This is a genomic window from Microcystis sp. M44BS1 (assembly GCF_020244875.1).
Lineage (GTDB): Bacteria > Cyanobacteriota > Cyanobacteriia > Cyanobacteriales > Microcystaceae > Microcystis > Microcystis panniformis.
On record NZ_JADBVM010000172.1, the window covers coordinates 17,393 to 30,424 of the forward strand.

The window sequence follows — 13,032 nt, forward strand, 5'->3', positions numbered from 1 at the left end:
CTAATTATCTATTCCCTAGAGTTAATACCTGTGAATAAGTTTTTTTTTAGCTGAGGATTAAACAAGGGTACTTTATTAGACAATAAAGCACCCTTTTAATTTAGCTTAGAACTCTCCTTTTAAAGCGGCATTACAGCGCTCGCAAATAGTGGGATCATCGGCAAATTTTCCCACTTGAGTGGAATAATTCCAACAGCGATCGCATTTTTCGCCGTCCGCTTTGACAATTCCCACCGAAACAAAGTCCGATTCTCCCTTATATTCTGCGGTTTGAATTGCGCTAATATCACTGACTAATTCCACTTGAGAAGAGAGAAATAGATAACGCAATTCATCGACTTTATTCCCCGTTAAACTCTCACAATTGTTGAATAATTCTAGCTCCTGTTGTAAGGTTTCATCGGGAACATAAAGTAAAACTTTTGCCTCTAAAGAAGCACCGATCGCTTTATCATTTCTGGCAGTTTCCATCACCTTATTAACTTCGGTGCGTAGCTGCCGGAATTTCGCCCATTTATCGGCCAATTCGCGATTATTCCAAGCAGGATTGATGTTTAGCCATCCTGACTCAAATACCGATAAATAAGGAGTTTTATAGGGGAGAAATTGCCAGATATCTTCCGCTAGATGAGATAGGACAGGAGCGATCGCTTTAGCAAGATTTTCTAAAGCAATAGCATAAACTGTTTGACAACTGCGACGACGGAAAGAATTAGGATCAGAAATGTATAAACGATCCTTAGCGATGTCGATATAAAAGTTAGATAAATCGACAACACAAAAATTCTGTACTGTCTGGAAAAAGCGGAAAAATTGGAAACTTTCAAAAGCTGCCGTAACTTCCGTAAACACTTCCGAGATACGATGTAACATATAGCGATCAATCTCCGGTAGGTCTTCATAAGCTACCGCATCTTTAAGGGGATCAAAATCATTTAAACTCCCCAGTAAAAACCTGGCAGTATTACGGATTTTATTACGGATATCTACCAACTGTTTAAGAATATTTTGACCGATATTCACATCATTGGTATAGTCCACCGAGGACACCCATAACCGAATCACATCCACCCCATAAGCGGGTTCTTTTTTCTGGTCTTTACCACCATTAATGATCACATTGGGATCGATGACATTACCCAGAGATTTACTCATTTTTCGTCCCTGTTCATCCAAAACAAAACCGTGAGTTAACACCGTTTTATAGGGAGCAATACCATTAGCAGCCACACTGGTTAATAAACTCGATTGAAACCATCCCCGATGCTGATCCGATCCTTCTAGATACATATCCGCAGGATAACTTAATTCTGGTCGAGCATTAGCCACCGCATTCCAACTAGAACCAGAATCAAACCACACATCCATAGTATCCATTCCCTTGCGATAACTGCGACCATTATCGCGATAACTGGGAGGTAACAATTCCTCTACGGATAACTCCCACCAAGCATTAGAACCCTTGACTGCGAAGATAGCTTGAACGTTATTAATCGTCTCCTCCGTTAACAGAGGTTCATTCGTTTCTTCGTCATAAAAAACAGGAATAGGAACCCCCCAACTGCGCTGACGAGAGATACACCAATCGCTTCTTTCACTAACCATAGAAGTGATGCGATTCTTCCCCGTTGCGGGAATCCAACGCACCGAATCAATTGCTTCTAAAGCTAATTCCCGGAATCCTTCCACGGAAGCAAACCATTGTTCTGTTGCGCGGAAAATTGTCGGTTTTTTGGTTCTCCAATCGTAGGGATATTTATGCTGATATGCTTCTTCTTTGAGTAAGGAACCCTTTTCTGTCAGTGCTAAAATTATTGCTTCATTAGCATCTTTCAAGACATTTAAACCCGCAAATTGTCCCGCTTCTGCGGTGAAATTTCCCTTATCATCCACAGGAGAAAGTATCGGTAAACCGTAACGTTGGCCGACGATATAATCCTCCTGACCATGACCGGGGGCCGTATGAACTAATCCGGTGCCGGAATCAGTGGTGACATAATCCCCACCGATGAGAATAGCACTTTCTCTGTCAAACAAAGGATGACGATATTTAGTATGTTCTAATTCCAGACCTTTAACCGTTGCTTTAATCGTCAAAGTTGTGTTAAAAGTGTCGGCCAATTTTTCGACTAAATCCGTCGCTACGATTAGATAATTAGACTCGCTAGTTTCCACCACTGAATAGTTTAATTCTGGGTTTAATGCGACGGCCAAATTCCCGGGTAAAGTCCAGGGGGTAGTCGTCCAGATAGCCACGGATAAATTAGGCAAAAATGGCGTTAAAACCGGGGTTGAAACTGACGTAATTGGAAAAGCAACATAGACACTGCGGGAAGTGTGACCTTCGGGATATTCTAATTCGGCCTCAGCTAAAGCGGTTTGAGAACTAGGACTCCAGTGAACCGGTTTTAGTCCCCGATAAATATAACCTTTTAGGGCCATTTTTCCGAATACGGCAATTTGAGCGGCCTCGTATTCAGGTTTTAGGGTTAAATAGGGATTTTCCCAGTCTCCCCAGACTCCATACCTTTTGAAACCTTCACACTGTTCTTTTTGCGTTTGAAGGGCAAAATCGTGGGCTTTCTGACGTAATTTCAAAGGGGTTAGACCCTCTTTTTCCGAGCTTTTGAGACTTTGTAAAACCTTTAGTTCGATCGGCAACCCGTGACAATCCCAACCCGGCACATAGCGCACTTTGTAGCCTTGCAGCAGTTTATATTTATTGATAATGTCTTTGAGAATTTTATTTAAAGCATGACCGATATGCAGAGACCCGTTAGCGTAGGGGGGACCATCGTGGAGAATAAATAATTCTTTGGGGTTATTTTGCGCTAATTTCTCGTATATTTGCTCATCTTGCCAGAATTTCTGGATTTCTGGCTCGCGTTTGCTGGCATTTGCTCGCATATCAAAGTCAGTTTGAGGCAAATTAACGGTATCTTTGTAACTTTTAGCGTTGGACATTCTGGCAAACCTATGGATATCAATCGTTTTCGGGATTCATTCCTAAATAACGTCTCTTTGAGAGTCGTTATCTCTATTCTGTCACATAACTGTAATACAAATATTACAAGTGACAATCATTGATCTATAAGTCTAGCGAGATTGAGTCCAAGAGCGATGATTCCGAAAGGCTATAATTTAGTTATTCGAGGATAGGGAGCATGAGGACGATGGTGACGAATCCTAATTTTTTTTATGTCTCTCCAGAAGTGTATCTAGAAGGGGAAAGAGTCAGTCCGATCAAGCACGAATACCGAAAAGGACGGATTTACGCAATGGTAGGGGCAAAAAAGCCCCATATTGTCTTAAATACAAATATAGCTACTTTATTGAGTATCCATCTCGAAGATAGTCCCTGTCTTGTTCTCACTTCCGATATCAAAGTCCGGTTAGAGGAGGCAAATTGTTATTATTATCCCGATATTGCGGTGGTTTGTGACGAGAGAGAGATTAACAATACCGATGATTTTATTCTTTATCCCGTTCTGATTATTGAAGTATTATCGAAATCGACGGAATCCTTTGATAGGGGTGATAAATTTAGCGATTATCAAACCTGTCCCACCTTAAAAGAATACATTCTTATTCATCAAAACCAGATGAAAATTGAATGTCACCGTTGCGAGGATTCGGGAGTTTGGCAAGAACAGATCTATGAAGCGGGAGATGAGGTAGAATTTACCAGTGTAGGATTCCGGGGATCGATCGCTTCTATCTATCGCAAAGTCCCCGGTTTGGTATAATTGCCATTCTTTTTTGACTTCACTTAATTATACTAAATCCGTTGAGTAACGCACAGAAAACGGGTTTCTCCGAGAAACCCGTTTTCTGCTCATGCACTCATGCAAAAAGGGGAATAAATAATCAGTCTTTAATAACCAGATTTAGTATTACTGTCATAATCTTTATCAAAAAAAGAGGAGAAAAAAGCAATTTTTGCCCTTCTCTCCTCCAGTCTAGAGATTAGTTACATTGAAACAGCAGTGAGTAATTTTTAATTACTATTCACCGCTTTAGTAAGCACCGTTATTTTTTGGAAAAACCACAACACCGATAGTTCTGAAGATTACCCAGATATCAGTTAACCAGTTACGGGAATTAACGTAATACACATCCATCTGCACCCGCAGGGGATAGGGGATGTCATTACGTCCAGAAACTTGCCATAAACCAGTCAAACCGGGGCGAATAGTTAAAACTTTGTCGATGCGATTGCCATATTTCTGCAATTCTTCGGGAACTAAAGGCCGCGGACCGACGACGCTCATATCTCCTCGCAGGACGTTCCAGAATTGGGGAAACTCGTCTAAACTGGTTAAGCGGAGAAATTTGCCAATCCAAGTTATGCGAGGATCGTCCTTAAGCTTGAAATTATCCTCGAATTCCGCCCGCAGTTGGGGAGAGTCTTCCATCAGTCTCTCTAACACCTTATCAGCATCCATTACCATAGTACGGAACTTGATACAGTTGAAATGCTGGAAGTTTTGACCGACGCGCTTCTGCACATAGAAGACCGGACCGGGGGAACTAATCGCGATCAATAAGGCTAAGATTAAATAAAGCGGCGAAAAGAAAATTAGAACCGATAGGGAGAAAACGATATCGAATAATCGTTTTGAGGTATCGCCGTCTAAAGCTATTAACCAAGATTTTTGATGCCGTCTACCAGAGACCGAAGGTTTGAACCCTCGCTTCATCAAAGCTTGTAGAGCCTTGACGGAGATAAGTTGGCTATTAGCAGTCATCTTACTCCTTCACATCACACACACCACACAGTACCCATGATAAAGCCACAAGACTGAAAAAACAAGTCTTCTGGCCAATAACTGGCACTGGCCATTTTAGAGCCTTTGTACTGAAAAATCTCTAATTAGGGTTTACTGAAAAAGTTTGTTGCTGGGATTAGGAGTCAGTAGTCAGAATTCAGGAGATTATTTTTATTTATTCTCCCCGCTCCCATCTCCCCTGCTCCCCGCTCCCCTGCTCCCCGCTCCCCTGCTCTCCTATACCTTTTAAACAGGATTTAGTATTAAGCTAAGACGTATTTAAACCGCTTATTCTTAGATTAGCCGAATCTCCCCCCCTTGCCCCCCCGACGTGGTAGGGGGGTGTTGCCCTTTGCAAGAGTGCAAGAGTGCCTCTTGCCTCGTCTCAACAAGCAATTTAAATTACGAACAGCTTATAGGACGTTTTTGAACCACCAAAAATTAATTATGCAAGAGTTCTAATCAATAAAAGGGCATCATTTGCTGATGCCCTGTGGCTGAATATTTAAGTAGTTACAGATTTGATCCTAAGGATGAAGTATGCTCTTGTCTGCGCTCGTCTCCTGACTCGGAGAATTCTGAGTCCCGAAAACGAAAACTTTATACTTGATCATTAAGATAAATCCCCTGCTTAGGCAGTGCGTTTTTTCACACTACCTAGTTCTCGAATGCCTAACCAACCGATCAAACTATAGCAAATCGATAGCAACATACTTTGAATACCAATTCTTAACCACTGTTTCAAAGCCTCCAAGTTAGCTTGGCTTTCTGCCTGTTTTCGCCGATCTTGCAGCTGAGTTTGTAGCTGATTTTTTATCTCATCTAATCGCTGTTTAAACTCCTTCGGTTTTTTGGATAAATCCCGTAAATTAGTTAATTGATCCCTTTGTTGGCGGAGGGTCTGTAACTGTTCCGTGTTGATCGGTTGTCCTTGGAAACGACCAGTTTCAATCACTTGAGTTCTCTGAGAGATCTGCTGTTCTAATAGTTGGGGATTTTGCGATAGCGTATTTAACTGGGCTAAGAAAGCCTGAATTTGTCCCTCTCCTTGGTCAACACCCTGTTCAATTTGAGTCAAAGCGTTGTTTTTAATCTGGTTGATATTATTGATATGAACAGGAATCATCAACAGAAAAACTAAGCCTAACAGTGTGGAAAGAATAAAGATCGGCCAACGCAATTCAAACCGAGATTTTCTAGGAATGACATCTCTATTGTTAGCGTCAATCCAGTAAGCGATTAAAACGAGAACGATACCCAGAAGAGGAACAATTCCTCGATCAACAAAGGTGCTGACGAACCCTACCTGCCATTGGGATTGATTAAATCGATAGGGCAGCGGCAGGATAAACCCATCCAAAAGGAAGGAAAAAATGAAAACCAATCCCGTTAATTTCAGGGACAAAGAAGTAAAGCTGTTCATCGCTGTTTCTGTAATGGTATGTCAATGAATAGATTCATTAGTCTGTTTAAAAGTTCTCGCTGGGGATTCGCGGAAGGATTTTGCCGAGAGGCAATCTGACAAACTGCAATTTCTAATTAACTTTCCCTCAGCCCCCCCGCTAAACCCTACGCTAAATCGTTCTGCTTGTCAACCCCTTTCGAGAATCGACTCTAGAAATATTACCTCAATATGGTATCGCTAAACTTATCCCTCTCACAGAATAAAATTTTCCCAAGCTCTCAGACTGGGTTTTCCCCAGATCTCTTCCCTAAGACAGAGACTGTCAAAGAATAAAATTTTCCCAAGCTCTCAGACGAGTCCTCAATGGTTAGCCTATAGTAAAGACAGCCCCCCTGAGTCGATAACAAAACCCATGCAGAAATTGGTGGAAGTTTTAGCTGATAAACAAGCTCTGATCGCAAAATCTCTGGCGCTGGTTCTGGAAAAAATCACAACCAGCCTCGACCAACAGGACTATTTTACCATCGCTCTGTCCGGCGGTAGTACCCCGAAACCTCTCTACGAAGCTTTATCCTCTCAACCCCTCGACTGGTCAAAAATTCACGTTTTCTGGGGAGATGAACGCTACGTTAGTCCCGATCATCCTGACAGTAATCAACGCATGGCCCGATTAGCATGGCTCGATCGCATACCGATCCCGGCCACTAATATTCATCCTATGCCCACGGATGAACCCGATCCCCACCTGGCCGCCCAAAAATACGATGATCATCTCCGCCAATGGTTTGGGGTCAATTCTCCCGATTTTCCCGTTTTTGACCTGATTTTATTAGGAATGGGCGATGATGGTCACACCGCCTCCCTCTTTCCTCACACGGCAGCTTTAACGGTGAGCGATCGCTGTATCACTGTCGGTGAGAAAGATGGCAATCCCCGCTTAACTTTTACCGTTCCCCTGATCAATCAGGCCCGTTGTGTGATCTTTATCGCTGCCGGCGAAAGTAAACGCCCCGCTCTACATGAGATTTTCTCTGCTTATGGTGACTCTTTCTCCTATCCTTCTCGTCTCATCCACCCCCCGGCCGGGGAATTATATTGGTTACTCGATGCGGCCGCTGGTTCCTCTTTTGTCTAGGGAATAGGGGAATGGGGAAATGGGGGAATGGGGAAATGGGGGAATGGGGGAATTTCAACTAAAACCCTAACACCCCAAAACCTTAATACCATTTTTCTTTATTCGCGTCACAACGAATGAAGGTTTGGCAAGCATTCGAGCGTGGATGTCTGTCATGGATTTAGAAATTTGGTATAACACCCCAACACCCCAAAACCCTAACACCCCAACACCCAACTCCTAATCTGCTTTTTTACTTTAAAAATGATCGTTTGTCCTAATTGCGAACATATTAACCCCGATGAGGCCAGTCAATGCGAGGCCTGTTATACTCCCTTACCGAGGATGTCTTCCTGTCCTGGTTGTGGGGCAACCATCCAAACTGATGCCACCTTTTGTGGTCAGTGTGGCTACAATTTACAGCCTAATTCTGCTCCCATGGTGGCAGCCGAGGCCGAGGCCGAATCGGAATCGGAACCGGAACCCGTCCCACCGGTCCCCACAGCCACCGGCGCCTCGATCGCACCTCCTCCTGTTGCCCCTCCACCAGTTCCGGCTGCCACCCGCTTACAGACGGAAATGGCTAGTCTCCAGCACCTACAAACCGATAGCAAAATTGAATTACCCCTACACCTATCGGTAATTCATGTCGGCAAACCTAACGATCGCATTCCCCCCGATATCGATGTTTCCGGTTTTCCCGATTCTGATATCGTCTCCCGGGTTCATGCCGATATCCGCGTCGAAGGGGGCATCTATTATCTCGAAGACACGGGCAGCGCCAACGGAACCTACGTTAATCACAATCCCCTACCCCCCGGCAATCGTCATCGTCTTCGGGCTGGCGATCGCATTTCCCTCGGTAAAGGGGACAAAATGACTTTTATTTTCCAAATGTCTTAAAAGGGGACAGGGGTTAGGGATTTAGGGATTTAGGGATTTAGGGTTTTAGGGTTTTAGGGTTTTAGGGTTTTAGGGTTTTAGTTGAATTCCCCTACTTCCCCATTCCCCACTTCCCACTTCCCCACTTCCCCACTTCCCCACTTCCCCATTCCCCCACTTCCCACTTCCCCACTTCCCCACTTCCCCACTGAAAATTATGCGTACAAATTGGCGAATCGGCTCTTTATTGGGCATTCCTCTCTATATTGATTCCTCGTGGTTTTTGATTTTGGCTTTTGTCACCCTGATCAATGCCACCGATGCAGAAATTCAGTCTCTGGCTGGCCAGAGTTTCGGTTTAGCGTGGTTAATTGGTTTAATCATGGCTTTATTGCTGTTTATCTCGGTTTTACTCCACGAATTAGGTCATAGTTTCATGGCTCGCTCCCAAGGCATCGAGGTCAATTCCATTACCCTGTTTCTCTTTGGGGGAATGGCCTCGATCGAGCGAGAATCGCGGACTCCTCCGGAGGCCCTGCAAGTAGCGATCGCTGGACCCCTCGTCAGTTTTCTCCTGTTTTGTCTCCTATCCCTAGCCAGTTACTTACCCTATTTAAACGCTAATTTAACCTATATATGCGGTCATTTAGCGATAATTAACCTGTTTTTTGCTCTATTTAATCTTATCCCCGGTTTACCCCTCGATGGCGGTCAAATTTTAAAAGCAATGGTCTGGCAAGCGACTGGCGATCGCTGGAAAGGTTTACATTGGGCTGCGATCAGTGGTCAATTCATCGGTTGGTTGGGGATTATTTTGGGGATTTTCTTGGTTCTCTTGACGGCAGCTGTGGGGGGTGCTTGGTTAGGATTAATGGGCTGGTTTATCCTCAGAAATGCCCGCGCTTACGATAATTTGACTAATTTACAGGAAAGTCTCCTCAATTTGCAAGCGGGAGAGGTGATGAGCAGAAATTTGCGGGTTTTAAACGCCCATCAAACCCTAGAGGAATTCGTCCAGGAATACGTTTTAGACCAAGCAGCGGCTAATACTGCTTATTTTGCCGCGTCCGAGGGGCGTTATCGGGGATTAATTCGGGTGGCAGATTTACAGGCGATCGAGCGGAGTTTCTGGTCAGAAAAACAACTGCTTGATATTGCCCATCCCCTCGGGGAAATTGCCACTGTTGAGGAAAAAACCCCCTTAGTAACGGTGGTGCAGAAACTGGAAACTATCCCGGACCGCATGATCACGGTGTTAACACCGGCCTCCGCCGTAGCGGGAGTGATCGATCGCGGCGATATCCTCAAGGCAATTGCGATTAAATACCAACTTCCCCTAGAGGAAACGGATATTAAACGCGCTCGCGAGGGAGTTTACCCCAGTTATTTGCCCTTAAATGTCATTGCTGCCGCTCTTGACAAGAGTGAACGGCCAAAAATCGGCGAACCGTCCTTAATGTCCTGACCTAGAGAGGATGAACGATAATAATCTTGAATATGGCTAATGCGAAAATTTCCTCGCTGGTTAGTCTGCCACAATTTCCCCGTTTCCACCTCTAAACAACTTAACCAACCTCTGCCGTAGGCCCAAGTATCGATACAAATGGCATGGCCGAGATTAATCGGTTTACCGCTTTTTTGGCTGGTATGGCCACAAATCATAGTTTTTCCCGAACTATGGGCGGCGGGATATTGAAATTTCTCCCAAAAGAGTTTGTATTCTGGTTGTCTGGCTAGGGGTAGATGGGGATCGAGACTAGCGTGAACAAATAAATGATTGGCAGTTTCGTAGCTATTTATACAGACTTTCCCCAAAAAATCCCAGTGGGATTCGGGAATTTTAATCAGGTGGCCTTCGCTATAGGATTTTAGAGTAGCTTTACCGCCTTTTTCTAACCAGAGACGCTGTTTGAGGGGGTTGTTACGGGCTTGCAGCATGATAATCTCGTGATTACCTTTGAGGGGAATCAAATTGCCCTGTTTATGTAGGGAAATCAGGCGCTCGATCACCCCTTTCGAGTCTTTGCCCTTATTAACGTAATCACCGAGGGTGATTAAAGTATCTTGCGGTTTGGGATTGACGATCTCTAGCAAGTGATCTAGAGCTTTCGAGCAACCATGAATATCGCCGATCGCTAAGGTTCGCATAAGGATTTGGTAGGGGATTAGGGCATAGGTACAGGTAAAAGTATTAAAAAAATCTGTTCATGACAGACAGCGATTATCGGTGATCTTGCTTAGGGTAACAAAAAGGCTTACAGTAAAATGTACCATAAATTATCAAATCTACTAAATTAATTAAGCTGTGCCGAAAGTTGTTATTGCAGGTAACTGGAAAATGCACAAAACCCAGAGAGAAGCTTTGGAGTTTTTGCAAGATTTTAAATCCCATCTAGAGGAAACCCCCGACGACCGAGAAGTAGTTCTTTGCGCGCCTTTCACAGCTTTAGCTGTCCTCTCTAAAACCCTCCACGGCGGTCGTATTCGCTTGGGGGCGCAAAATGTCCACTGGGAAAAATCGGGGGCTTATACGGGCGAAATCTCGGCGGATATGTTAACCGAAATTGGGGTTCACTATGTGGTTATCGGTCACAGTGAACGCCGGCAATATTTCGGCGAAACCGATGAAACCGTCAATTTAAGGGTTATATCTGCCCAAAAACAAGGTTTAATCCCGATTATCTGCGTGGGAGAAAGTAAAGCCCAAAGAGATGCCGGAGAAACGGAAAAGGTAATTATCAAGCAAATTCAAGGGGGTTTAGTCAATGTTGACCAAAAAAACCTCGTTATCGCCTACGAACCCATCTGGGCGATTGGCACGGGAGAAACCTGCGAAAGCGAGGAAGCCAACCGCGTTATCGGTTTGATTCGACAACAATTAGACAATCCCGAAGTAACCATTCAGTACGGTGGTTCGGTAAAACCCGATAATATCGATGAAATTATGGCTCAATCCCAGATAAACGGGGCTTTAGTCGGTGGGGCAAGTCTAGACCCCGCCGTCTTCGCCAGGATTGTTAATTATCGTTAATCGATTTCTGCTGCCATGACGCTATTTTCCAAAACCCCGATGCCTTCTATTTCCACCCGAACTTTATCCCCCACCTGCAGCGGTCCGATTCCTTCGGGAGTTCCCGTTAAAATTACATCCCCCGGCAGCAGGGTCATCACTTGGGAGATATAAGCCACCAAGACATCGGGGGGAAAGACCATATCACTCAGATAACTGCTTTGTTTGGGTTCGCTGCCATCATTGAGAAAAGTGGTTAATTGGGCCCCGATACTCAGTTCCCGGACAATCCAGGGGCCGAGGGGACAAAAACTGTCAAATCCTTTCGCCCGCGTCCATTGGCTATCTTTTTTCTGTAAATCCCTAGCGGTGACATCGTTAGCAATGGTATAACCCCAGATTTTACTTCTGGCCTGGGCTGTGGTGCAGTTTTTGGCGGTTTCTCCGATAATTAATGCCAATTCTCCCTCATAATCCACTCTTTCCGATTGGGGCGGATAAAAAATCGTTTCACCATCGGCGATAATTGTCGTCGGTGGCTTGAGAAATAAAAGCGGTTCTTCCGGTACAAGTGTTCCCATCTCGGCGGCGTGGGCGCGGTAATTTTTGCCCACGGCAATAATTTTCGACGGGAAACAGGGGGCTAATAGTTGGTAGCTATCGGGTTCTAATTCTAGCTTGGTTAGTTGCCCTCCTTGCCAGGGAGGGGCATCAAAGACGGCAACGCTACGGTTTAGCTGTAACAGTCCGTAGAAGATTTGTCCTTGACGATGTTTCACTCGTACATAGCGTTGCGCCATATTTTTCTGGGAATGACTAGCGATCGACTCTCGGATAGTAGTATGATCATATATCCTTGCTTCTTTATTAAAAGCTAGAGAGTTATGAAAATCAATTAACCTCCGGTCTTGACAAAGAAGCCTTCTAGTCCATAAGGATTCTGAGATGAGCAATAACTACGAAACTCTTTACATTCTCCGTCCCGATTTAGGGGAAGAAGTCGTTCAGCAACAAGTGGAACGTTATCGGACTCTGATTACCGAACACAGCGCCACAGACATTCAAGTGAAGGTGTGGGGTAAAAAACGTCTGGCCTATCCCATCAAAAAACTCAATGATGGTGTCTATGTGCAGATGAATTATCAGGCCAGCGGCAAACAAGTCGCCCCCATGGAACGGGCCATGCGTTTAAGTGATGAGGTTATTCGTTATTTAACCCTAAAACTCGATCGCGTGGTGGCCCCCCCTGCGGATTTATCTCCCTTAACGGAAATTCCCCCCTCTCCTATCACCGAAGCGGTGGTGGAAGATGACGGTATCTCCGCTGAAGATTAATTGTAGTCACAACTGTGTCGGGTCAATGCCCAATTCGCGTAATCGGGCAAAAGCGCGATCGCGTTCCTGTTGTGCTTGGTTGCGCTCCTCAAAGAGGGTTTCAGGGTCTTTAAATCGTTCCCCATCGGGATAAAAGACCTCTAAACCCTCTTCAAACATCTCAAACCGAATCCCTAGGATTGGGGAAGTCCAAGGAAAATTCAAGGCCGTTACTGGGAAAAAATCCTCTTGCTGATTGGCCCGCACCAATCCCCAGAAATCATGGGAGTCTGGGTCATAGAAAAACATTTCTAATACCCCATGCTCCCGATAGAAAGACTGCTTTTTGAGCATTTCCCTGGCACTATTGCTCGGAGAGAGGATTTCAAACACTACTTGGGGGGCAATATTGTCTTCTTCCCATTGTTTATAGCTGCCGCGCTCACCAGGTGGACGGCCGAAAACTACCATGGCATCGGGAGCTTGACAGGGAGCAGGTGGTACAGTTACCTGCTGGGGATACCAGAGCAAATCCCCA

At 44.7% G+C, this 13,032-nt stretch carries 12 protein-coding genes; 6 read left to right on the plus strand and 6 right to left on the minus strand.

Annotated elements, in window-relative coordinates:
- Positions 1–105: 105 nt before the first annotated feature.
- Positions 106–2,964: an isoleucine--tRNA ligase gene (gene ileS, locus IM515_RS13930; RefSeq protein ID WP_287629632.1), complete on the minus strand. Its 2,859-nt coding sequence runs from the start codon at positions 2,962–2,964 to the stop codon at positions 106–108.
- Between the two features lie 209 nt (positions 2,965–3,173).
- Between ileS and IM515_RS13935 the strand changes: the two genes are divergently transcribed.
- Positions 3,174–3,746, plus strand: coding sequence for a Uma2 family endonuclease (locus IM515_RS13935; RefSeq protein ID WP_287629633.1), 573 nt, complete (start codon positions 3,174–3,176; stop codon positions 3,744–3,746).
- A 270-nt stretch (positions 3,747–4,016) separates the two neighbouring features.
- Here IM515_RS13935 and IM515_RS13940 read toward each other — a convergent pair whose 3' ends face one another.
- Positions 4,017–4,748, minus strand: coding sequence for an undecaprenyl-phosphate galactose phosphotransferase family protein (locus IM515_RS13940; RefSeq protein ID WP_002760967.1), 732 nt, complete (start codon positions 4,746–4,748; stop codon positions 4,017–4,019).
- A 652-nt stretch (positions 4,749–5,400) separates the two neighbouring features.
- Entirely contained in the window at positions 5,401–6,192 is a 792-nt protein-coding gene (locus IM515_RS13945; RefSeq protein WP_287629634.1) for an HpsJ family protein, read from the minus strand.
- Positions 6,193–6,586: 394 nt separating this feature from the next.
- On the opposite strand from IM515_RS13945, the gene pgl reads away from it, so the two are divergent.
- The 3 genes from pgl (at position 6,587) to IM515_RS13960 (ending at position 9,635) form a co-directional block, all read left to right on the plus strand.
- Positions 6,587–7,309 carry a 6-phosphogluconolactonase gene (gene pgl, locus IM515_RS13950; protein ID WP_004161290.1) on the plus strand — a complete coding sequence of 241 codons (723 nt, stop codon included), beginning with the start codon at positions 6,587–6,589 and terminating at the stop codon, positions 7,307–7,309.
- Positions 7,310–7,552: 243 nt separating this feature from the next.
- Positions 7,553–8,191, plus strand: a complete 639-nt coding sequence (locus IM515_RS13955; RefSeq protein WP_002769149.1) for a double zinc ribbon and FHA domain-containing protein — start codon at positions 7,553–7,555, stop codon at positions 8,189–8,191.
- 196 nt (positions 8,192–8,387) lie between these two features.
- The gene (locus IM515_RS13960; RefSeq protein ID WP_287629635.1) at positions 8,388–9,635 is read left to right on the plus strand and encodes a site-2 protease family protein; all 1,248 of its coding nucleotides are present in this window, start codon (positions 8,388–8,390) and stop codon (positions 9,633–9,635) included.
- Here IM515_RS13960 and IM515_RS13965 read toward each other — a convergent pair.
- Complete coding sequence (locus tag IM515_RS13965) at positions 9,554–10,318, minus strand: metallophosphoesterase family protein (RefSeq protein ID WP_004161286.1); 765 nt, start codon at positions 10,316–10,318, stop codon at positions 9,554–9,556. The two genes, IM515_RS13960 and IM515_RS13965, sit on opposite strands and share 82 nt — an antisense overlap.
- A 157-nt stretch (positions 10,319–10,475) precedes the next feature.
- Between IM515_RS13965 and tpiA the strand changes: the two genes are divergently transcribed.
- The gene (gene tpiA / locus IM515_RS13970; protein ID WP_002801963.1) at positions 10,476–11,201 is read left to right on the plus strand and encodes a triose-phosphate isomerase; all 726 of its coding nucleotides are present in this window, start codon (positions 10,476–10,478) and stop codon (positions 11,199–11,201) included.
- Here the strand turns inward: tpiA and IM515_RS13975 are convergent.
- Positions 11,198–11,980 carry a fumarylacetoacetate hydrolase family protein gene (locus tag IM515_RS13975; protein ID WP_287629638.1) on the minus strand — a complete coding sequence of 261 codons (783 nt, stop codon included), beginning with the start codon at positions 11,978–11,980 and terminating at the stop codon, positions 11,198–11,200. The genes tpiA and IM515_RS13975 overlap by 4 nt on opposite strands.
- A 145-nt stretch (positions 11,981–12,125) precedes the next feature.
- Between IM515_RS13975 and rpsF the strand changes: the two genes are divergently transcribed.
- Positions 12,126–12,515 (plus strand): 30S ribosomal protein S6, encoded by a 390-nt coding sequence (gene rpsF, locus IM515_RS13980; protein WP_004163403.1) that lies wholly within the window; start codon positions 12,126–12,128, stop codon positions 12,513–12,515.
- A gap of 6 nt (positions 12,516–12,521) precedes the next feature.
- Here the strand turns inward: rpsF and IM515_RS13985 are convergent.
- Positions 12,522–13,032: Uma2 family endonuclease (locus IM515_RS13985; RefSeq protein ID WP_287629636.1), on the minus strand; the 511-nt coding region annotated here is incomplete at its 5' end.